Below are 20,653 nucleotides of genomic sequence, written 5' to 3'. Positions count from 1 at the left end.
CGTCCTTCGCTCTGCATAGTTATCCTTGTCACAGTGTCAGCTCCAGCGCATCGGCCACCTCGCCCAGCTGCGCCAGCGCACCTTCGAAATCGTATTGCCCCAGCATGCGTTTCAACTGGCGGGCATGTTCCGCCTGCCCCGCCGCGACCAGCACGGGACCGATGCCGTCCAGGTGCTTGACGGCCTGCGCATCGTCCTGCTGCAGCAGCTGCGACAATTCGCGCAAGCCCGCTTCCAGACGCATCCGGTCCACCGGTGCCACGTGCGCCACCGGCGCGCCGCCCGCCTCGGCCGCATTGCTGCGCGACTGCATCGCCAGCACGATCTTCGGCACCAGCTCGTCGAGCGCCAGCGTGCAGGCGGCCAGCGCCTGCGGCAAGCCGTCGTGCGAGCCCAGGCTGAGCAAATGCTCGACCCGCGCGGCACTGTCGGCCAGGCCGCCGGCGCCGATATTGCCGGCCAGGCCCTTCAGGGTATGCGCTTCCCGGATGGCCGTCTCGAGCTGATTGTTCTCGATGGCGGCAACGATGCGCTGCATGGCATCGAACTGGGTTTCCACAAAACGGTCCAGCAATTTTCGCATCAAAACGGCATTGCCGCCCACGCGGCGCATGGCCTCCGTCATTTTCAGGCCGGAGATCACCGGCAGCTCCGCTTCCGGCTGGGTCACCACCGCCGCCACTTCCTGCGGCATGGCCGGCGCAATCCAGCGCGCCAGAGTGCCGAACAGCTGCGCCACATCGATCGGCTTGGCGATGAAATCGTTCATGCCGGCGTCCAGGCATTTCTCTTTGTCGCCGACCATGGCATTGGCCGTCATGGCAATCACGGGCAAATTGGAATAACGGGGATCCTGGCGCAGCTTGCGGGTGGCCTGGTAGCCATCCATTACCGGCATCTGGCAATCCATCAGCACGCCGTCATAGGCGTTTTTTCTCGATCTTCGCCAACGCGATGGCGCCATTGCCCGCGATGTCGACACGGATGCCGGCGTCGTTGAGAATATGCTGCGCCACTTCCTGGTTCACTTCATTATCCTCCACCAGCAGCAGCCAGGCGCCGCGCAGGGCGCGTTCATCGTCGCGATAGCTGCTCTGGCGCTGCGTCTTGCGGCTCTGCCCCGTCACGCCGCCAAACACGAACGATATCTGGTCAAGCAGGGTCGAGGCGCTGACCGGCTTGTTCAATACGCCGTCGAGCGGTAAGTCCCGCTGGCGCGCCGCTTCCAGCAGCGCTTCGCGATGGAAGGCCGTGACCATGATGCAGGCCGGCGTGGCATCGATGTCGGCGGCATCGGCACGGATGCCGGCCAGGGTATCGAGGCCGTTCATGCCCGGCATTTTCCAGTCCATCAGCACCAGCCCGTACGGGCGCCCCTCGGCGCGCGCCTGCGCCACGGCGCCGATGGCCAGCACGCCGCCAAACACCGCACGCGCCTCGAAGCCCAGCGCCGTCAGCATGCTGACGAAGATTTCACGCGCGCTGGGGTTGTCGTCGACCACCAGCACGCGCAGGCCCTCAAAGCGCTGCGGAGCAAGCAGGCTGTCGCGCGGCACGGCTGCCAGGCCGAAGCGGGCCGTGAAGAAAAAGGTGCTGCCCACGCCCGCTTCGCTGACCAGGTCAATCTCGCCTTCCATCATTTCCACCAGGCGCTTGCTGATGGTCAGTCCCAGGCCCGTGCCGCCATGGTGGCGCGTGGTGGAGGTGTCGGCCTGGGTAAATGCCTGGAACAACTTGCTGCGCTGGGGCGGCGTCAGGCCGATGCCCGTGTCGCGCACGTCCACGCGCAAGACAGCCGCATGTTCTTCCAGCTGCTGCAGGCGGATGGTGACGACGATCTCGCCCTTGTCCGTAAACTTGATGGCGTTGTTGGTCAGGTTGATCAGCACCTGGCCCAGGCGCAGCGGGTCGCCCTGCAAGGCGTTCGGCACGTCGGGGGCGATGTCGAACAGCAGTTCGAGGCCCTTGTCCTGCGCGCGCATCACGGACAGGTCGGCGATCTGCGCCAGCACGTCCTCGAGGAAGAAATCGACTTTTTCAAAGGCCATCTTGCCGGCCTCGATCTTCGAGAAATCGAGGATGTCGTCGATGATGGCCAGCAGGTTCTTCGAGGCCGATTCCACCTTCTCCAGGTAGTTGCGCTGGGTTGACGTGAGCTCCGTCTGCAGCGCCAGGTGGGTCATGCCGATGATGCCGTTCATCGGCGTGCGGATCTCATGCGACATATTGGCCAAGAAGTCCGACTTCATCTTGGTCGCATCCTCGGCCACTTCGACGGCATGGCGCAGGTCCTGCTCGACGGCCAGGCTGGTGCTCATGTCCTTGAGCGCCTGCAGCAATTCGCCCGTCTCGTCACGCGACGTCACTTCGATGACGGAACTGAGGTCGCCGTTGGCCACGCGCGTGGCGATCGCCACCGCCTCGCCCAGCGGGCGCGTGATCGAGCGCGCCGACCAGGCAAAGGCCAGGCCCGTCAGCAGGGCCGCCAGGCCGATGCCGCCCATCAGCAGCAGCGACGTATCGATGTCGTTGCGTATCCTGGCCGCGCTGTCGCGTATCAGTTGCTGCTGCAGGTCGTCGAGCTGGCCCACGTACAGCAGCACTTTTTCCAGCACCGGCAAGGTCTGCGTCTGCATGGCCTGCTCCGCGCGGGCATCCTCGCCGCGCTCGACCAGTTCGAACATCGCCTTGAGCGAGCCATAGTACTCGGCACGCGCAAGATGCATCTGTTCCAGCAGGCGCCGTTCTTCGGGCCGCGCATCGAGACCGTCGAGGATGCGCACCTGCTCATCGATGCCTTGCTTGATCGCTTCCAGGCGCGCCTGATTCGCCCGACGCAGCGCCAGCCGGTTCTGGCCAGGCAGGCTGGCGATGCGCGTGGCCGCCTCGCGCGCCAGCCCATGGATCTTGCTGGTGGCCTTGGCGGCGACCCAGTCGCGCTGCAGGATATCGTCGGTCTCGGCGCGGATGGCATAGATGCGGCTACCCGCCAGGACGATGACGACCAGCATCAGCACGATCAGAATGGCATAACCGGCATTGATGCGTACGCCGATGCGGATATCCCTGAAGCGCATAACTTTCCTATAAGAAATTCTTAAAAATCGAAGTCTGAACGTATTCCCCTACGGAATGCAAGGTTTATTGCAAAGCAATTGCATGCCGAAGCACTTATTTAGCCGACGTTATGGCTTTTGCAGGGGACGCCAGGGTGGCGATGCGCTCTTGCAGGCAGGCGGGACACCAGCAGCCCACGGCAGCGCTGCCGGGTACGGGAACGGCCGGCGGCAGGGCGACGCACCAGCAGGGTTCCTTGGCGTTCGGGTCAAGCTGGCCACACTGGAAAGTGGCGCCGCACAGGCTGCACTGGCTCATGGCTATGTTTGAATTGACAAGTGTGTGTCATGCTGCGCCGGAATGCGACGCAGATGTAACGGGCAGTAAAAGGGCTGGCTGGGGAACATATCGGGCCAGACTATAGGATCATCAGGGAAAATACAACAAGATCGCCCTATAATGCCTCCAGGATTTTCTTCTTCCCTGTAAAATCGCACAAATCTATTTTCCGGACTCGCCATGAATCAACTAGCTAACTTGAACCTGGACATGAATGACGACTTGACGGCGGTGTCGCCGCAAATCAAGGCGCAGATTCTGGCCGAGGCCCTCCCCTACATCCGCAATTTCCATGGCAAGACCATCGTCATCAAATACGGTGGCAATGCCATGACGGACGAACGCCTGAAACACGGCTTCGCGCGCGACGTCATCCTGCTCAAGCTGGTCGGCATGAATCCGGTCGTGGTGCACGGCGGCGGACCGCAGATCGACAACGCGCTGAAAAAAATCGGCAAGCAAGGCACCTTCGTGCAAGGCATGCGCATCACCGATGAAGAAACCATGGAAGTGGTGGAGTGGGTGCTGGGCGGCGAAGTGCAGCAGGATATCGTCATGCTGATCAACCATTACGGCGGCCAGGCCGTGGGCCTGACGGGCAAGGATGGCGGCTTGATCCGCGCGCGCAAGATGCAGATGCCGGACCGCGAACATCCGGGCGAATTCCTCGACATCGGCTTTGTCGGCGAGATCGACGCGATCAACCCGGCCGTCGTCAAGGCGCTGCAGGACGACGCCTTCATTCCCATCATTTCGCCGATCGGTTTCGGCCAGGATGGCCAGGCCTACAACATCAACGCCGACGTGGTAGCTGGCAAGATCGCGGAAATCCTGAAAGCGGAAAAGCTGATCATGATGACCAACATCGCCGGTGTCCAGGACAAGCAGGGCAACCTGGTGACCGACCTGTCGGCGCGTGAAATTGACGAGATGTTCGCCGACGGCACGATCTCGGGCGGCATGCTGCCGAAGATCTCGTCCGCGCTCGACGCCGCCAAGTCCGGCGTGAACACGGTGCACATCATCGATGGCCGCATCGAACACACTCATTATTGCTGGAAGTGTTGACCGAGCAGGCTTTTGGTACTATGATCCGTTCGCACTAAAAAATAATTCGGCGCAATTCACCCAGCGCCGATTTTTTATGCCCTTGTAGCTCAGTGGTAGAGCACTCCCTTGGTAAGGGAGAGGCCACGTGTTCGATCCACGTCAAGGGCACCAGTATCCTTTCCCCGCAGCTGTAAAAATGCCCATGGCGGCGTTGTACTTCCTCGCCGTACATTCATACTGTCTTCGTCAGTACGCCTTGCCCTGAACATTTTTCCATCTGCTCTGCTATCTGTCGCCCGCATCGCCTCCGCGTTTCAATACACCCGCTCGACCTTCAAGCCCTTCTGACGCAATAAATCCGGCACGCTTTTCGCTCCGACCAGGTGCAGCACGCCGATGGCGGCCAGGCTGTGCTTTTCGCGCGCCAGCAGCTTGGCGATGCCGTCGGCCAGGGCCGGGTTGCGGCCGTCCAGCAACACCTTTTGCACGAATTGCGCGGCGAACGAGGGGTCTGTCGCTGCCTTTGCCGCCAGCTTGTCGAAGGCGGCCGCGTCGGCGTTGCGCCAGGCATCGGCGATCTCGCGCGCTTCCTGGCTTTGTTCCTGGTCCTCGATCGACGCCACGCCGTCTTCCAGGAAGCGGCACTGGTCGCCGGGCGACATGGCGCCAAACAGCGCCATCTGGCCTTCCATCGATTCGAGTTCCAGCACAGGGATCTTGCGCGCTTTGGCCTGCTGCGACAGATAATTGTCGACGGCCAGGTCGGAGCGGTAGCCGAGGGTGGAAAACTCGCCGATGGCCAGCATGCTGGCCAGCATCCACGGCTTCATCGGCTCCACCGACTCGGCTGGAATGCCGTATTTTTGCAACAGCGGCGCCAGGCGCGGGGCCAAGGTCTGGCGGCAGTCGGCAGGCACCTTGCTGCCCGGAGCCTCCATGCCGTATTTCAGCACGGCGCTCACAGCCTTACGCGGATCGGCGCCGGGATCGATCTCCAGCGCCAGCGCCCCTGCCTGGAGCAACGCCTGCGTCACGGTCGGTTCGAGCGGATAAAAATCGGGCGCGCCCACGTGGATGGTACCGAACAGATACAGGGTGTGGCCCGCGTCCTGCACCTTGAACAGGGCGCCCCGGTTTTGCGCCACGGGTGGCGCCTCGGCGAAGGCCGCCTGCAACGGCAGCAAGAATAATCCGCAAAACATCACTATAATCTGGCGTCGCATGGTTTTCCTGATTGTTGAATTTTTCATCTTCTCTCGCTAGCAAAGACTCTCGTGCCTGTGTCCCATCTTAACCGCTCGTCGCCGGTCTGGCTGTTTGACCTCGACAACACGCTGCACAATGCCTCGCACGCCATCTTCCCCACCATCACGGCCAATATGAACACGTATATTGCCCGGGTGCTGGGCGACGGCGTGACGCCGGCCGACGACGCCATCGTCAATGCAGCGCGCGCGGCTTACTGGCGCCGCTATGGCGCCACCTTGCTGGGCATGGTCAAGCACCATCAGGTGCAGGCCGCGCATTTTTTACACGAGACGCACGCCTTCGACGATTTGCGCGCCATGATACGCGCCGAACGGGGGCTGGGGGCTTTACTCAAACGCCTGCCTGGCCGTAAAATTTTACTCACCAACGCGCCGCTGCGCTATTCGAGCGACGTGATGCGCCACCTGGGACTGCGCCGGCACTTTTCACACCACGTTGCCATCGAGGCGATGCAGGTGCACCGCCAGCTGCGGCCCAAGCCATCGACCCTGATGCTGCGCAAACTGATGCGCAAGCACCAGGTCCGCCCTGGCCGCTGCATCCTGGTGGAAGACACCCTCGCCAACCTGAAGGGCGCAAAAAGACTGGGCCTGCGCACGGCCTGGGTCACGCAATACCTGAAAATGGCCGATCCGATCGGCGTGGCGAAGCTGCCCAAGGCGTTAAATCGCCCCGCTTACGTCGATGTCAAAGTAAAATCTGTCCGGCATTTGGCACGCCGCCTTCACCGTCTGCGTTGAAGGGGACTCCTGGGCTTGCGGCTGACGCCGGAAGCCGCACCGCTAGCGGCGGTGACGGACCTCCCCATCAAGGCAGCATTTTTTTTAACGACAAGAGAAAATATGGCAAGCACACCGCCGGGCCAACGCAGGCTACAAATTCTTCAGGCCCTCGCCGCAATGCTGGAGCAGCCGAAAGGCGAAAAGATCACCACCGCCGCACTGGCGGCCAGGCTGGCCGTCTCGGAAGCGGCCCTGTACCGCCATTTCGCCAGCAAGGCGCAAATGTTCGAAGGGCTGATCGAATTCATCGAGTCGAGCGTCTTCGGCCTGATCAACCAGATCGCTGAAAAGCACAGCGACGGCATGACGCAGACGCGCGACATCATCGGCATGCTGCTCAATTTCGCCATCAGCAATCCGGGCATGACGCGCGTGCTGATCGGCGACGCCCTGGTCAATGAGGACGAGCGCCTGCAAGTGCGCATGAACCAGTTCTACGACCGCGTGGAGCTGGCGCTCAAGCAGGCCTTGCGCGTGGCCGCCGCCGAAGGCCATGGCAAGGAAAGCGAAGTGGCGGCGCGCGCCACCCTGATCGTCAGCTTCGTCATCGGACGCTGGCACCGCTACGCCAAGAGCGGCTTCAAGATCAATCCATCCCAGGAAGCGGCGCTGCAAATCGCCATGCTGCTGAGGTAGGTCACCGCCGCGGCTGCCCCCATGCATACCGACTGTTTCGCCCTGCTCGACGACGCCAGCACGCCCGGCGCCGGTTCGCGCCTGTACACGGGCCTGGCGGCAGTCCTGCGGTGCAGCGAGGGGGAACAGTGGCCGGCCCTGCTCGAAGGGCTGCAAGCGGCCTTGGAACGCGGCCAGTACGCCGTCAGCGTGTGCAGCTACGAGCTGGGCGCGCACTTGCTGGCCATGCCGCTGCGCGCCCCCGGCCCGGATGCGCCGCCGCTGGCGCAGGTGCTCGTCTTCGAACACTGCACCCAGCTGTCGCAGGACGAGGTGCTGCAGTGGCTGGCCGCACGTACGCCGGCGATGGAAACGCCGGCCGGCATCGCCGGCATCCGCGCGAACGTGGATCAGGCCGAATTCACGCGCGCGCTGGGGCGCATCCACGACTACATCATGGCTGGCGACACCTATCAGGTCAACTATACGTATCGGCTGCGCTTCGACGCCTTCGGCTCGCCCCTGGCACTGTATGCGCGGCTGCGGGAACGCCAGCCCGTGCCATACGGCGCGCTGGTGATGCTGCCCGACGGCGGCGCCCTGCTGTCGCTGTCGCCGGAACTGTTCGTGCGCCATGCGCAGGGCGAGCTGACGGCGCGCCCGATGAAAGGCACGGCGCCGGCCGCCGCGCCTGAACAGACGGAGGAAAACGCGCGCCGCGCCGCCGCCTTGGCCAGCGACCCGAAGAACCGCGCGGAAAACCTGATGATCGTCGACCTGCTGCGCAACGACATCGGCCGCATCGCCGCCACGGGCTCCGTCAAGGTGCCGGCCCTGTTCCAGGTGACGCGCTACAGCAGCGTGCTGCAAATGACATCCACCGTGCAGGCGCGTTTGCGCGACGATGCCAGTCTGGCCGACATTTTCCAGGCCTTGTACCCGTGCGGCTCGATCACGGGCGCACCGAAACGCCGCACCATGGAAATCATCGCTGAACTGGAACCGGCGCCGCGCGGCATCTACACGGGCGCCATCGGCTGGTTCGATCCGCCAGCCGCCAGCGCCGCCCACGCCGTGGGCGACTTTTGCATGTCCGTGCCGATCCGCACGCTGGCCTTGCAACCGGCCGGCCCTGGCGGCCTGCGGCGCGGCGAGATGGGCGTGGGCGCCGGCATCGTCCTCGACAGCGACCCGGGCGAGGAATTTGCGGAGTGCCAGCTCAAGGCCCGCTTCCTGACGGGGCTGGGCAATGACTTCGAACTGTTCGAGACCCTGTACGCGAACCGGGCCGGCGGCTGCCGCCAGCAGGAGCGCCACCTGGCGCGCCTGGCCGCGTCCTGCGCCTACTTCGGTTTTGCCTGGAATGCGGACGCTGCCCGCGCGGCGCTGCACGCGGCCTGCGCGGCACGCCCCGACGACGCACCCTTCCGCCTGCGCCTGGCGCTGCGTCAGGATGGCCGGTTCACGACGCAAAGCGGTGCCCTCACCGCCTTGCCGGACACGGTCACCATCCTGCTGGCGCCCGACGCCACCGTGGCCGACGACCTGTTCCTGCGCCACAAGAGCAGCGTGCGCGCGCGCTATGACGCGGCGTGGCGCGCTGCCGAAGCGCAAGGCGGCTTCGACATGCTGTTCTTTAACGAACGGGGCGAGCTGACGGAGGGCGGGCGCAGCAATGTCTTCGTGAAGCTGGACGGCCGCTGGCACACGCCGCCCCTGTCCTGCGGCCTGCTGCCCGGCGTGCAGCGCACGACCATGCTGGCCGATCCTGCCTGGGATGCGCAGGAAACCGTCATCACACGCGCCATGCTGGCGCGGGCCGAGGCAATTGTCGTGTGCAATGCGCTGCGCGGGGCGATGCCCGCCAAGCTCATCCTTTAAGCGTCAATGCGCATTTCGTAGCCGCCATAGATCATCCGCTTGCCATCGAACGGCAGCTTGGCCGGATCCATCATCTCGGCCAGGCGCGGGTCTTTCATGACCTTGTCGTTGATTTCATCGCGCTTGGCGCGCGATTCGAACACGATCCAGGAAAACACCACTACTTCGCCATCCTGCAAGTCCACTGCCTGCGGGAACGAGGTCAGCTTGCCCGGCTTGACATCGTCGCCCACGCATTCGCGAAATTCCTGCGCGCCATATTCGCGCCAGACGGCGCCGCAAGCACGCGACATGGCCAGGTAGGTATCGAGCTTGGCTTTCGGTACGGGCACCACAAATCCATCGACATACGCCATGATGATCTCCTTGATGGTTGTTTTGACAAACACGAACAACCAGCTTAGAACAATGATGGCAAGACGACAAGCACGGCATTAAAAAAAAAAGCAGGCGTTCAAGCCTGCTTGTGTCGGCACCTTACAGCGCCAGCGCTTTTTCCACCGCGCCAACGAGTTTCTTGTCGTCCGGCGTTACCTTGCTGGGGAAGCTTTCCACCACCTTGCCGTGGCGGTCGATCAGGTATTTATGGAAATTCCAGGCCGGCGTCTTGCCCGTCTGCTTGATCAAGTCCACGTACAGCGGATTCGGCGCGGGGCTGGAAACCACCGATTTGGAGAACATGGGGAACTTCACGCCATAGGTGTTGTAGCAGAAATCGGCGATTTCCTTGCTGTTGCCCGGCTCCTGTTTGCCGAAATCGTTCGACGGGAAGCCCAGCACCACCAGGCCCTTGCTGCCGTACTTGGCATACAGCGCCTCGAGCCCTTCGTACTGATTGGTAAAACCGCAATAACTGGCGGTATTGACCACCAGCACGACCTTGCCCGCGTACTGGCACAGGTTTTGCGGCGCTTCATCCTGCAAGCGCTTGAAGGTCTGTTTCAAAAATGGCAGGACAGGCGGCTGGCGCGGCGACAGCGGCTTCGGCGGCATGGGCGGCATGGGCGGCATGGGCGGGCACGGCCAGGCTGGCACTGGCGGCAAAGGTGGTCAGCGCAAACAACTGGGCAAGGGTCTTGGACATGAAGGGCACCATGGTCGAGAAGGAAAAAAAACCATTCTATGCCAAACACCGCGCACGCGTACAAGACGAACAACAACAGCATTAACTTGAGCGATATCAACGATAGTGCAGTACTTTCCCAAAGCACAGTTTTTTTACCTATGCTCGGCCTTCCTGCCCTTGCCTTGTGGAGTTGCCATGCCCTTCCCGTACCTGACCGTATTACCCACCCCCCTGCTGGCCGCCAGCCTGCTCATCCTGGCGCCAGCAAGCGCCCACGCCGCCACGGCTGCCAAAGCCGTCAAACCCGCCGCGAGCAAGGACGCTGCCGCCCTGCCTGCCTACCAGGCCGACCTGAGCCAGACCACGGTGTCCGGCCTGTGTCCTCGGGCGGCTTCATGGCGGCGCAGTTTGCCGTCGCCTACTCGGCCACCGTCGCCGGCGCCGGCATCATCGCGGGCGGCCCGTATTTCTGCTCGGGCCAGCCGGGCCGCTTCCCGTATATTCCCTACCTGACGAATGCCCTGACCACCTGCATGAATCCAGGCAGCTCGCAAGTGGCGCCGCCCGTGGCCAGCGAATTGCTGCGCGCGGCGAACGATTTTGCGCAGGCCCGTCTCATCGACGACACGGCCAACCTGAAACGCCAGCGCGTATATCTGTTCAGCGGAACGAAAGACCAGACCGTGACGCGGCCGGTGGTGGAACAGGTAGGAAAGTTCTATCAACTGGCCGGCACGCCGGCGGCGCAAATCCGCTTCGTCGACACGGTCGGCGCGGGCCATGCCATCATCACCGACAACAATCAGGACAAGCCCTGCGCCGTGACGGACTCGCCGTTCATCAACGACTGCGACTTCGTGCAGGCGCGCGACATCCTGCAGCACCTGTACCCGGACTTGCAGCCCTCGTCGACCACCCTGACGGGCAAGCTGATCGCCTTCAACCAGCGCAGCTTCATCCAGAACGCGTATTCCAGCATGAACAATACGGGCTATGCCTACATCCCGAAAGCCTGCGACAGCGAAAGCTGCCGCGTGCACGTGGTGTTCCACGGCTGCCTGCAAACGACGCAAGCCATCGGCGACCGTTTCTATACCAGCACCGGCTACAACCAGGTGGCGGACGCCAACAAGATCATCGTGCTGTATCCGCAGGCCGAACCGAGCCCCGTCTATCCGTACAACCCGAAAGGCTGCTGGGATTTCTGGGGCTATACCAGCATCAATCCGATCGATCCGGATTTCTACCGCAAGAGCGGCACGCAGATGGAAGCGGTCAAGGGCATGCTGGACAGGTTGGCTGCGCGCCGCGGCTCACATTGAACGGCGTCAGATACCGCCCATGCAGATGTACTTGATGACTAAATAATCTTCGATACCATACGTCGACCCTTCGCGGCCCAGGCCCGATTGCTTGACGCCGCCGAAGGGCGCGATCTCGTTCGAGATCAGGCCCGTGTTGACGCCGACCATGCCCGTTTCCAGGCCTTCGGCCACGCGCCAGATGCGGCCGATGTCGCGCGAATAGAAGTAGGCGGCCAGACCGAATTCCGTGTTGTTCGCCAGCCCGATCACTTCATCATCGGTCTTGAAGCGGAACAGGGGCGCCAGCGGGCCGAAGGTTTCCTCGGTGGCCACGCGCATGTCGTTCGTCACGTCGGCGATGATGGTCGGCTCGAAGAAGCCGTTACCCAGCGCATGGCGCTTGCCGCCGGCCAGCAGGCGGCCGCCCTTGGCCAAGGCATCGGCCACGTGCTCTTCCACCTTGGCCACGGCCTTGGCGTCGATCAGCGGGCCCTGCGTGACGCCGGCCTCGATGCCATTGCCGACCTTCAGCTTGGCCACGGCGGCCACCAGTTTTTCGGCAAACGCGTCATACACGCTGTCCTGCACGTACAGGCGGTTGGCGCAGACGCAAGTCTGGCCCGCGTTGCGGTATTTCGAGGCGATGGCGCCTTCCACGGCCGCATCCAGGTCGGCGTCGTCGAAGACGATGAACGGCGCATTGCCGCCCAGTTCCAGCGACAGTTTCTTGATCGTCGGTGCGCACTGTTCCGCCAGCAGACGGCCCACCTGGGTCGAGCCCGTAAACGTCAGCTTGCGCACGATGGGATTCGACGTCATTTCGCCGCCGATGTCTTTCGGCGCGCCCGTGACGATGCTGAACACGCCCGCAGGCACGCCTGCGCGCTCGGCCAGCACGGCCAGCGCCAGCGCGGAAAACGGCGTCGCTTCGGCAGGTTTGAGGACCATCGGGCAGCCGGCGGCCAGGGCCGGGCCGACCTTGCGGGTGATCATCGCGGCGGGGAAATTCCACGGCGTGATGGCGGCGCACACGCCGATCGGCTCCTTGGTGATGACCAGGCGGCGGTCGGGCCACGGCGACTGCAGGGTATCGCCCGCCACGCGCTTGCCTTCTTCGGCAAACCACTCGATGAACGAGGCGCCGAACTGCACTTCGCCCTTCGCTTCCGGCAGGGGCTTGCCCTGCTCGGTAGTCATGATCAGCGCCAGGTCGTCGGCGTTTTCCAGGATCAGGTCATGCCAGCGGCGCAGCACGGCCGCGCGCTCTTTGGCCGTCTTCTTGCGCCAGGCGGGCCAGGCGGCATTGGCCGCCTCGATGGCGCGGCGCGTCTCGGCCGCGCCCATCAGGGGCACCGTGCCGATATGCTCGCCCGTGGCGGGATTGCTCACATTAATCGTCTGGCCACCATCGGCATCCGCCCAGGCTCCATTCACGTAAGCCTGGTGACGCAACAAGGTAGGATCTTTCAACTGCAGCATATGGATCTCCGGTCTGGTTTGAATTATCGACGAGGGATACTATGCCACAGCGCGGCCGATTCCGCAGGCGATGCGCGGAACTACTCGACCTTGAAAGACGACAGTTTCGGGTCCGGCGCCGGGTATTCCAGCTTCATGCCCTGCAAGGTTTCCAGCAGCAGCGAGGCCACCACCAGGTTGCGCTGCGTCTTGGAATTGGACGGCACCACGTACCACGGCGCATGATCGGCATCCGTCTCGCGGATCGCCGTTTCATAGGCGCGCTGGTAGCCATCCCATTTCTTGCGCTGGGCGATATCGTTGGGATCGAACTTCCACTGGCGGTCGGGATCGTCGAGCCGCTCCTGCAACCGTCCCCGTTGCTCGTCCTTCGAGATATGCAGGAAGACTTTCAGGATGACGGTGCCCGTTTCGCTCAGCATGCGCTCGAAATCGCGGATCTGCGCGTAGCGGCGCTGGCATTCGGCCTTGTCGATCATGTCCTGCACGCGCGTGATCAGCACATCCTCGTAATGGCTGCGGTTGAAGATGGCGATCTCGCCCTTCACCGGCACGTGCTGGTGCACGCGCCACAGGTAATCGTGCGCCAGTTCGATATCGGTGGGGCCCTTGAAGGCCACGGCGCGAATGCCCATCGGATTGATATTGCTGAAGATGGCCTTGACCGTGCCATCCTTGCCCGAGGTATCCATGCCCTGCAGGACCAGCAGCACTTTTTTCTTGCGCTGCGCGTACAGCATGCTCTGGCACTCGGCGATCTGCGCCGTCAGGGCCACGGTTTCCTCGCGATCGATGGCCTTGCACTGGGCCGGCGTCAGCTTCTTGTTGGCCGCCTTGGTGGCGGCGCCCAGCAGGCGCTTGCCGGCGAATTCCTCGTTCAGGTCGAAGCCCTGGCCGGCGCGAAACTGCGTGCGCGCCTTCATGCCGCCACCGCCAGCTTGCGGTGCTCGATTTTTGTGCAACGGTCCATCACCACCTCCAGCCCAGCCGCCCGCGCCAGTTGCGCCGCCTGTTCGTTGATGATATCGAGCTGCAGCCACAGGCACCCGGCCTTGACGGCAATTGCTTCCCCGGCGATGGGCAGAATGTCTTCCCTTGCGGAAGCAATCAACGATGTCGATGCGCGCCGGCGCGACGGCCGCCGCAGCTTCCGCCAGGGTGGCGTAGGCGCGCTGTCCCAGCACGTCGCGCCCGGCGAGGGCCGGATTGACGGGCAATACGCGGTAGCCATGCCGCAGCAGGTAGTCGGCCACTTCGTGGCTGGCGCGTTCGGGCTTGTCGGACATGCCGACGATGGCGATGATGCGGCTGTCTTGCAGGATGCGGGCGATGTTGGACATATTCGGGGCGTGGTTAGGCGTGCGACATTGCCCGCCTAGCGTAGCAGAATTATCCAGCGCAGGGAGCTATCCAGAAGACCTAGAACTGCGCACCAGCGCCATCTTCGCCACAAATGCGCGCGCACGCGCCGTCACGGCCGCGTAATCTCCCGTGGCGCCCGGGCCACTCAGGCTGCTGCCGATGCCCACGGCCGCGGCGCCGCTGGCAAACCATTCGTCGAGGTTCTCCACCGTCACGCCGCCCGTCGGCATCAGCGGCGCTTGCGGCAGGGGCGCGCGCAGGGCCTTGATGTAGGCGGGGCCGAACATCTCGGCGGGGAAGACCTTGACGATGTCGGCGCCCGCCTGCAGGGCCGTGACGATCTCCGTCGGCGTCATCGCCCCCGGCATGGACAGCACCTGATAGCGCTGGCACAGCGCGATGGTCTCCACGTTCACGCTGGGCGAGATGATGAACTGGGCGCCGGCCAGGATGGCGGCGCGCGCCGTCTCCGTATCGAGCACCGTGCCCGCGCCCAGCAGCACGTCATGGCCGTGGCGTTCGCGCAAGGTGCGCAGCACGCCCAGGGTGTCGGGCGTGGTAAATGCCACTTCCAGGGCCGTGATGCCGCCGGCGATGCACGCCTCAGCGATCTGCAGCGCCGCATCGGACGAGTCGGCACGCACGATACCGACCATGCCCCGCTCCAGAATGCCATTGAAAACCATGTGCTTTTGCATCTGCTCTCTCCTGTCAGGCCGGCAGGGCGCCAAGCGCACTTCCGGCAAACCGCGCACGCCCACCTGGCGCGCATGAAACAATCCGCCGGCCAGCGGTTCGCCCGCCAGCTGGGCTGGGCTCAAGCTTTCCTGGGCCGTCGTGACGAACAATTCGTCGTAGTGCGGGCCGCCCAGGCTCACGCAGCTGGGCTGCGAGACGGGCAAGGCGATCGCCCGCTCGACGCTGCCGTCCGGCGCGAAGCGCAATACTCTGCCCGCCCCCCACTGCGCGCTCCACAAGTGGTCATGCGCATCGATGGTGGCGCCATCGGCGGCGCCCGGCCCCGGATCAAGCACAGCAAACACGCGCACCCGGCTGGCGTCGCCCCCCAGGTAGTCGTCCCAGCGGTAGATCGCCTTCTTCATCGAGTCGCAGAAATACATGGCCGTGCCATCGACGCTGAAGCAGATGCTGTTCGAGATGGCGATGGACGGCAGCGGCAAGCGCTCCAGGCTCAAGTCCAGGTTGAGGCGATAGAAACCGGCGATCGCATCGCGGCACGGGCGCTCATCGAGCGTGCCGAAGACAAAGCGTCCCTGGCGGTCGCAGCGGCCATCGTTCAGGCGCGTCATGGGCAAGTCCCCCTCCACCGTGTGCAAGGGCGTGACGGCCCCGCTGCGCGCGTCAAACCACGCCAGGCGCGAAGCGAGGCCCAGCAGCAGCACGTCGTCGCGCTCCGTCAGCGCGAAGCACGCCAGGCGCTCGGGCATGTCCCAGCGCTGGCGTTCGCCCGTCGCCAGCACCAGCGCATGCAGCTGGCAGCCTTCGATATTCGTCCAGAAAACGCGGCCGCTGCGCTCGCACCAGCGCACGCCCTCGCCCAGGAAATTCTGCGCATCGACCAGTAATTGGGCCTGTGTCCCCATCATTTTTTCCTTTTTAGTGTGATTCGCGCGGCACGGCCGAACCCCGGCAGCCGACGAGGAAATCCAGGTCCGCGCCTTCGTCGGCCTGCGTCACGTGCTTGATGTACATCGACTGGTAGCCGCCCCTCATCGCAGGCTCCGGCGCGCGCCACTCGGCGCGCCGGCGCGCCAATTCGTCCTCGTCGACGTCCAGGTGCAAGCGCCGTCCCGCCACGTCCAGTTCTATCATGTCACCGTCGCGCACCAGCGCCAGCGGCCCGCCCACGGCCGCTTCCGGCGCCACGTGCAGCACCACCGTGCCATAGGCCGTGCCGCTCATGCGCGCGTCCGAGATGCGCACCATGTCGCGCACGCCCTGCTCCAGCAGTTTTTTCGGCAATCCCATATTGCCCACTTCAGCCATGCCCGGATAGCCCTGCGGGCCGCAATTTTGCAGCACCATCACGCAGCCGGCATCGATATCGAGCGCGGGATCGTCGACGCGCTTTTTATAGTGCTCGATGCTGTTGAAGACGACGGCGCGGCCACGGTGCTGCATCAGCTTGGGCGAGGCGGCGGAAGGCTTAATGACGGCGCCGCGCGGGGCCAGGTTGCCCTGCAGGATGGCGATGCCGCCCTCGTCCTTGAATGGCTGCGCCAGCGGCGTGATCACCTCGGGATTGAAATTTTCCGCCTCGGCCACGTTGACGGCCATGCTGGCGCCCGTGACGGTGAGCGCCCCGCCATGCAATTTGCCCAGCAGGTCGCGGATGATCACGGGCAGGCCGCCCGCATAGTAAAAGTCTTCCATCAGGTACTGGCCCGACGGCATCAGGTTCAGCAGGCAGGGAATGTCGCGGCCCAGGCGGTCCCAGTCGCCCAGGCGCATGTCCACGCCGATGCGCCCGGCAATGGCCAGCAGATGGATCACGGCATTGGTCGAGCCGCCGATGGCCCCGTTGACCATGATGGCGTTTTCAAACGCTTCGCGCGTGAGGATCTGCGACAGTTTCAGGTCTTCATGCACCATGTCGACGATGCGCCGGCCCGTCAGCTGCGCCTGCAGCTTGCGGCGCGCATCGACGGCGGGAATGGCCGCGTTGCCGGGCAGGGTCACGCCCAGCGCCTCGACCATGCTGGCCATGGTGGAAGCCGTGCCCATGGTCATGCAGTGGCCGGCGGAACGCGACATGCACGATTCGGCCTGCTTGAATTCGTTTGAGGTCATGCGCCCGGCGCGCACGTCTTCGGAAAACTTCCACACGTCCGTGCCCGAGCCGATCGGCTTGCCCCGGTAATTCCCGTTCAACATGGGGCCGCCCGACAGCACGATGGTGGGCAAGTCCACGCTGGCCGCGCCCATCAGCAGGGCCGGGGTGGTCTTGTCGCAGCCCGTCAGCAGCACCACGCCGTCGATGGGGTTGGCGCGGATCGATTCCTCGACATCCATGCTGGCCAGGTTACGGAACAGCATGGCCGTCGGGCGCAGATTCGTCTCGCCCAGCGACATGACAGGAAATTCGACGGGAAAGCCGCCCGCTTCGAGCACGCCGCGCTTGACCATCTCGGCCAGGTCGCGGAAATGGCCATTGCACGGCGTCAGTTCGGACCAGGTATTGCAGATGCCGATGACGGGGCGGCCATCGAAGCGTCGCCGGGATAACCCTGGTTCTTCATCCAGCTGCGGTGAATGAAACTGTCCTTGTCGTCGCCGCCAAACCACGCTTGCGAACGCAAGGGACGCTTGTTCTTGTTGCTGCTCATACTGTCTCCTGCGGGGAAATCAAGCCGCGCGCGGCGGCGATCAGCAGCGCACCGTGACCGGCCAGATGGTCTTGCTGCTGGTCGTCGACGATGATGCGCTTGCCATAAAAAAATCCGTGTTCCTCGATCAGCAGCCCGAGCGCCTGGCGCAGCATGGGTTTGCCGGTAATGACGAGCGGCGTATCGGGCCGCATCTGGATGGCGGTGCTGTTGCGCAGCGCCAGCAGGTCGCCGCTGAGGACCGCGCCCATCAGGAAATTGGCCCGCTCATTGCATTCGACGGCGCTGAACTGGCCCAGGGTGCGCACGCTGAAGCAGGCGCGCGCCAGCCCCGTTTTTTGCGCCGCGGCCGCGCCGGCCAGCAGCATTTTCGGCACCAGGGTATGGGCAAAACCGCCATCGACCGATTGCTTGATCAGGGTGTGCTGCGTGATCGCCTGCAGCAGCTCGCCCGCGATGGTGGTGCTGCAGCCGAGGATGCGGCGCTGCTCGTCCACGCTGATCAGTTTGGTATGCGAACCGGGCATGATCAGGGTCGCCGCGCCCCGCAACTGCAGGCGCTCGAGCAGCGCGACGACTTCCGTCTCTTCGCCGCGCATCATGTCCATCGCCTCGACGTTATGCAAGCCGACGGCGCCATGCTGGTTGCGCACGCCGGGAATCAGCCACAGGGGCTGCGCCAGCACGTCGGGCAAGTCCACCGCCTGCATGCCTTGCGCCAGCTGGGCCAGGCCGGCGGGCGCCGGCAAATGCGGCACTTCCTGCACCCCCATGGGCGAACTGATCATGCCCGAAGCGAGCGCCAGGTCCACGGCGGACGGCGCGATGCCGGCGCTGGCCAGCACGCTGGCGATGGTGTCGCGCAGCGCCTGTTTCAGCGCGCCGTTATGGCCATCGATGGCGGTATTGCGCACGCCCGTTTCCAGCTGCGCCTGGGCGACGACGGCGCCGCCGCGCCACAGCAAAGTACGCGTATTGGTGGTACCGGCATCGATGGTGAGTATGTTCATGGGCAGGTTCGCAGCGTCGGTCAGGACAAAAATAAATGAGGGAAAAACTACCCCATGGTAGAACTGCCCCGCATATCTGACCAATCACTTATTTGACATCATTGATACCGGTTCGGATATGTCAAACGCATCGATATCCTGCACGCCCAAACGGTAGGCGAGCTTGAAGCGCCTCACCTGTCCCGGCTGCACTTCCACGCCCTGCGCCAGCAGGGAAAAACAGCGCGCATCGGAATACAGATGGCAGCTGTCCTGGGTGCTGGAAAAACGCAGGACCCGGCCGGACGCGGGGTCCGCAACCCGCGCCGCTTCGCGCAGCTGGCCGCTGCCCGTCCAGTAAAAGTCATGCCGGAATCCCGGCAAGTGCACCAGCGCGGGCCAGGCCAGGCGCGACGCGAGCGGCGCCGGCTGGCGGAAGTCAAACGCGCTGCCCGCCACGTCGAGCGCAGCGTCGCCCGCGCAGCCGCCGGGCCAAGGCCGGTAACGGTCGGCGGCCAGGCACAGCACGTGATCACCCACGCTGGCATGGCGTCCCTGCAGATTGAAGCGGGGCGCGGCAAGAGAGAAATGGGAAACCGTATCGGCCGTGGCGGCGCAATCGAGCTGCAGGCTGCCATCGTCATCAAACCGGTAGGCCAGACGCACCGACAGGCCGTCTTGCATCAGATGCAGCCGCAAGTGGCCATCGTCCGGCGGGTCGCACCGCCAGCCCGCAGACGACTGCGCCGCAGGGGGCGCGGCGCTCAGCACGTCGGCCACGCGGCCATAACGGTCGGGCGCCCACCAGGCCCGCACGCTGGCATCGTGCGCGTCGATGGCCACGCGCATGCCGCGCGCATTGCGCAGCAGATGCATCATGGCGCCTGCCCGGGCGCTGGCGGCGGCCGGCTGCGCTGCTGGAATTCGCGCGGCGTGCAGCCGAGTTCGCGCTTGAAGACGGCGTGCATGTACTGCACCGTGGTAAAGCCGCAACGCACGGCCACCTCGGCCACCTGCCCCGGCCCGCGCGCCAGCAGGGTCTTGGCCGCATCGAGCTTGAAATGCAGGATCTCGTCGTGCACGCTGCGCCCCAGCTCATGGCGGAAGTGCGCTTCGAGCGAGGAACGCGACACGCCGACGTAATCGGCCACCTGCTCCGTCTTGATGCCCTGGCAGGCGTACTGGCGGATGAAGTGGCGCGCCTGCATCACCTGCGGATGCTGGAAAGGCTGGTGGCGCGTGGAGGCGAGCACGTTCAGGCCGGCCGGCGGCACGAGGATACGCGTGCCGGACAGGCGCGCGCCGTTCAGCATCTGGTGCAGCAAATGCGCCGCCGTGCGGCCCATTTCCTCCGTGCCCTGGATCACGGAACTCAAGGGAATGCGCGTGAGCATGCGCGCCAGCGGATCATTGTCGATGCCGATCAGGGCCACTTGCTCCGGCACGGCGATGCCCGCGTGCATGCAGGCTTGCAGCAGCTGGCGCGCGCGCGCGTCGCTCACGGCGATGATGCCGACGGGTTTTTCCAGGCTGTTGAGCCAGGCGATCTGCTGCTCCACCGCCTCGTCCCAAGACGGCGCGCTGGTGGCCACGCCCCGGTACACGTCGGCGCTCATGCGGTCGCGCTCCATCAGGGCGCAAAACGCCGTTTCGCGCTCCTGCGCCCAGCGGTTGACATCGGCCTCGGGCAGGCTGAAACAGGCAAAGCGGCTCAAGCCCGCTTCCACCAGGTGTTCATAGGCCAGCTTGACGATCTTGAAATTATCGGTCGCCACGTACGGGATGCCGACCGGGTAATCGTCCGCGCGCGCATACGAACCGCCCACGGCCACCACGGGCAGGCGGCTGTGCGCCAGCGCCGCGCACACGGAGGGATCGTCGAAATCGGCGATGATGCCGTCGCCCTGCCAGCGTTCGATGCCGGGCAGGCGGCAGCGGAAATCCTCTTCCAGGAACAGGTCCCACGACACGCGCGTGGTGTTCAGGTAGGCGGCGATGCCCGCGATGATGTCGCGGTCGTAGATTTTATTCCCGTTAAACAGCAGCGCGATCCGGTGCGCGGTCGGTAACTTCATGCTGGTGTCTCCTCCATGTGGCGGCCGGGACGTATTTT

Annotated in this window: 15 protein-coding genes, 1 tRNA gene and 4 pseudogenes; 6 read left to right on the top strand and 14 right to left on the bottom strand. The window is 64.3% G+C overall.

The window, feature by feature from the left end:
* Nucleotides 1-28 precede the first annotated feature (28 nt).
* From ACQVLG_RS08205 to ACQVLG_RS08195, 3 genes are all read right to left on the bottom strand, one after another.
* The gene (locus tag ACQVLG_RS08205; protein ID WP_474293882.1) at nucleotides 29-898 is read right to left on the bottom strand and encodes a response regulator; all 870 of its coding nucleotides are present in this window, start codon (nucleotides 896-898) and stop codon (nucleotides 29-31) included.
* Between the two features lie 22 nt (nucleotides 899-920).
* Nucleotides 921-3,077: an ATP-binding protein gene (locus tag ACQVLG_RS08200; RefSeq protein ID WP_474293880.1), complete on the bottom strand. Its 2,157-nt coding sequence runs from the start codon at nucleotides 3,075-3,077 to the stop codon at nucleotides 921-923.
* Nucleotides 3,078-3,171: 94 nt separating this feature from the next.
* A complete protein-coding gene (locus ACQVLG_RS08195) occupies nucleotides 3,172-3,375 on the bottom strand; it encodes a cysteine-rich CWC family protein (protein ID WP_230540145.1) in 204 nt (67 codons plus the stop codon).
* A gap of 231 nt (nucleotides 3,376-3,606) precedes the next feature.
* Here ACQVLG_RS08195 and argB point away from each other — a divergent pair.
* Nucleotides 3,607-4,502 (top strand): annotated as a pseudogene (gene argB, locus ACQVLG_RS08190) (acetylglutamate kinase).
* A 40-nt stretch (nucleotides 4,503-4,542) separates the two neighbouring features.
* A tRNA-Thr gene (locus tag ACQVLG_RS08185) sits at nucleotides 4,543-4,617 on the top strand.
* 143 nt (nucleotides 4,618-4,760) lie between these two features.
* Here ACQVLG_RS08185 and ACQVLG_RS08180 read toward each other — a convergent pair.
* Nucleotides 4,761-5,630 carry a TraB/GumN family protein gene (locus ACQVLG_RS08180; RefSeq protein WP_474293878.1) on the bottom strand — a complete coding sequence of 290 codons (870 nt, stop codon included), beginning with the start codon at nucleotides 5,628-5,630 and terminating at the stop codon, nucleotides 4,761-4,763.
* 90 nt (nucleotides 5,631-5,720) lie between these two features.
* On the opposite strand from ACQVLG_RS08180, the gene ACQVLG_RS08175 reads away from it, so the two are divergent.
* The 3 genes from ACQVLG_RS08175 (at nucleotide 5,721) to pabB (ending at nucleotide 8,993) form a co-directional block, all read left to right on the top strand.
* Nucleotides 5,721-6,455: a pyrimidine 5'-nucleotidase gene (locus ACQVLG_RS08175; RefSeq protein WP_230540143.1), complete on the top strand. Its 735-nt coding sequence runs from the start codon at nucleotides 5,721-5,723 to the stop codon at nucleotides 6,453-6,455.
* 102 nt (nucleotides 6,456-6,557) lie between these two features.
* Nucleotides 6,558-7,133 (top strand): nucleoid occlusion factor SlmA, encoded by a 576-nt coding sequence (gene slmA, locus ACQVLG_RS08170; protein ID WP_474293876.1) that lies wholly within the window; start codon nucleotides 6,558-6,560, stop codon nucleotides 7,131-7,133.
* A 21-nt stretch (nucleotides 7,134-7,154) separates the two neighbouring features.
* Nucleotides 7,155-8,993: an aminodeoxychorismate synthase component I gene (pabB, locus tag ACQVLG_RS08165; protein ID WP_474293874.1), complete on the top strand. Its 1,839-nt coding sequence runs from the start codon at nucleotides 7,155-7,157 to the stop codon at nucleotides 8,991-8,993.
* On the opposite strand, the gene ACQVLG_RS08160 is transcribed toward pabB, so the two are convergent.
* On the bottom strand, nucleotides 8,990-9,349 hold the full coding sequence (locus ACQVLG_RS08160; protein WP_230540141.1) for a DUF1428 domain-containing protein: 360 nt from the start codon (nucleotides 9,347-9,349) through the stop codon (nucleotides 8,990-8,992). The genes pabB and ACQVLG_RS08160 overlap by 4 nt on opposite strands.
* A 121-nt stretch (nucleotides 9,350-9,470) precedes the next feature.
* Nucleotides 9,471-10,077, bottom strand: a pseudogene (locus tag ACQVLG_RS08155) (glutathione peroxidase).
* Between the two features lie 377 nt (nucleotides 10,078-10,454).
* Between ACQVLG_RS08155 and ACQVLG_RS08150 the strand changes: the two are divergent.
* On the top strand, nucleotides 10,455-11,381 hold the full coding sequence (locus ACQVLG_RS08150) for an extracellular catalytic domain type 2 short-chain-length polyhydroxyalkanoate depolymerase (protein WP_474293872.1): 927 nt from the start codon (nucleotides 10,455-10,457) through the stop codon (nucleotides 11,379-11,381).
* A gap of 6 nt (nucleotides 11,382-11,387) precedes the next feature.
* Here the strand turns inward: ACQVLG_RS08150 and gabD are convergent, their stop codons facing one another.
* The 8 genes and pseudogenes from gabD to ACQVLG_RS08110 form a co-directional block, all read right to left on the bottom strand.
* Nucleotides 11,388-12,842 (bottom strand): NADP-dependent succinate-semialdehyde dehydrogenase, encoded by a 1,455-nt coding sequence (gene gabD, locus ACQVLG_RS08145; protein WP_474293870.1) that lies wholly within the window; start codon nucleotides 12,840-12,842, stop codon nucleotides 11,388-11,390.
* A gap of 80 nt (nucleotides 12,843-12,922) precedes the next feature.
* Nucleotides 12,923-13,765, bottom strand: a complete 843-nt coding sequence (locus ACQVLG_RS08140; protein WP_474293868.1) for a PPK2 family polyphosphate kinase — start codon at nucleotides 13,763-13,765, stop codon at nucleotides 12,923-12,925.
* Nucleotides 13,762-14,128: pseudogene (locus tag ACQVLG_RS08135) on the bottom strand (CoA-binding protein). The gene ACQVLG_RS08140 and the pseudogene ACQVLG_RS08135 overlap by 4 nt, the downstream one beginning before the upstream one ends.
* 120 nt (nucleotides 14,129-14,248) lie before the next feature.
* Entirely contained in the window at nucleotides 14,249-15,811 is a 1,563-nt protein-coding gene (locus ACQVLG_RS08130) for a bifunctional 2-keto-4-hydroxyglutarate aldolase/2-keto-3-deoxy-6-phosphogluconate aldolase (RefSeq protein WP_474293866.1), read from the bottom strand.
* A gap of 10 nt (nucleotides 15,812-15,821) precedes the next feature.
* Nucleotides 15,822-17,551, bottom strand: a pseudogene (gene araD / locus ACQVLG_RS08125) (L-arabinonate dehydratase).
* A complete protein-coding gene (locus ACQVLG_RS08120) occupies nucleotides 17,548-18,561 on the bottom strand; it encodes a 2-dehydro-3-deoxygalactonokinase (RefSeq protein ID WP_230540133.1) in 1,014 nt (337 codons plus the stop codon). The pseudogene araD and the gene ACQVLG_RS08120 overlap by 4 nt, the downstream one beginning before the upstream one ends.
* An 84-nt stretch (nucleotides 18,562-18,645) precedes the next feature.
* Nucleotides 18,646-19,419, bottom strand: a complete 774-nt coding sequence (locus ACQVLG_RS08115; protein WP_230540132.1) for an aldose epimerase family protein — start codon at nucleotides 19,417-19,419, stop codon at nucleotides 18,646-18,648.
* Nucleotides 19,416-20,615, bottom strand: a complete 1,200-nt coding sequence (locus ACQVLG_RS08110) for a XylR family transcriptional regulator (RefSeq protein WP_474293864.1) — start codon at nucleotides 20,613-20,615, stop codon at nucleotides 19,416-19,418. The genes ACQVLG_RS08115 and ACQVLG_RS08110 overlap by 4 nt, the downstream gene beginning before the upstream one ends.
* Nucleotides 20,616-20,653: the final 38 nt, after the last annotated feature.

The sequence above is a fragment of the Janthinobacterium sp. TPC_1 genome (genome assembly GCF_056037845.1).
This window is presented reverse-complemented; position numbering and strand designations above follow the sequence as displayed.